Genomic DNA, 908 nt, shown 5'->3' with positions numbered 1-908 from the left:
ACCAGCAGGTTCAACACTTCACCGCCGGTGCCGCCCGCCCCGAGGACGGTGACGGACAGGGGTTCAGGGGGGTTCATCAGAGAATCAGGAAGCAGGTATTTCATGTCACAATCCATTCGTCGAGGGTTTTACCAAGGGGGGTCATGTCCTTGGCATAGAAAGGTTTGCCTGTTGCCGCCTTGTCGCGGATGAACCGCAGGTAAGCCCGGTTGATGTCTTTTTCTTTAACCGTGGATTTCAGGCGGATCAGGCGGTCGTGGTTTTTGTGTGAAAAATTGGAATCGAAGATGGCTTCATTCCAAATAGCACGAGCCTGCGCCGTCAGCCCGTCGCCGCCATTGGCGGAACCGAGGCAGATCGTTGTGTTGTCATACACGTTCATCAACGGCGCATGGTACAGGCGCGTACTTGGGCAGGGCTTGCCTTGGGCGGCATACGCCGCGATGCGGAAATCCTTTTGGGTGTGGTACTGCATGATGAGGTGGGGCCAGCGCACAAGATACTGTTGACTGCGCTTTTGGCCTGGGGGCTTGAAGTACATGGGGCGCAACTGGCCGGGCACATGCCATACCATCAGGGATTCACTCAGATAGAGCAGGTCATCACCCAACCAGCCGCCGTAGCTGGGAATATCCATCCCAAGCATCTGGCGCATGGCATTGAGGTCATCCTGACAAACCTGCATCCCTGTCCCCAAACTGTGCGCCCGACCATCATCAGCCATAAAGATGGGGTGGCGTGTAACGACCAGCGCGTTAGTGGAATGAAAATGGCCAGTCACATCCGATTTTTCGACCGATTGAAAAATCAAGGCAAAGCTCATTGAAAAGCACCTCCGGGGTGAGAGAATATACTTAACAGACTATCAGCAAATCCTGGAATGCAAGTTCGGCAAGCCATGTCACCTT

The 908-nt window shown here is 54.4% G+C and carries 1 protein-coding gene; it reads right to left on the bottom strand.

All coding sequences use genetic code 11. From position 1 onward, the window contains the following. Positions 1-100: 100 nt before the first annotated feature. A complete protein-coding gene (locus tag ACOCD2_RS22470) occupies positions 101-823 on the bottom strand; it encodes a hypothetical protein (RefSeq protein WP_419626165.1) in 723 nt (240 codons plus the stop codon). Positions 824-908: the final 85 nt, after the last annotated feature.

It is taken from the genome of Thiolapillus sp., from assembly GCF_048562965.1.
In the GTDB taxonomy this organism is placed as follows: domain Bacteria; phylum Pseudomonadota; class Gammaproteobacteria; order Chromatiales; family Chromatiaceae; genus Thiolapillus; species Thiolapillus brandeum_A.
Note: the sequence above shows the minus strand (reverse complement) of the source record. Positions and strands in the feature narration are given on the sequence as shown.

Excerpts from the sequence above, each read along its gene's own strand:
- ACOCD2_RS22470 (WP_419626165.1), bottom strand. The coding sequence starts at position 823 with ATGAGCTTTGCCTTGATTTTTCAATCGGTCGAAAAATCGGATGTGACT.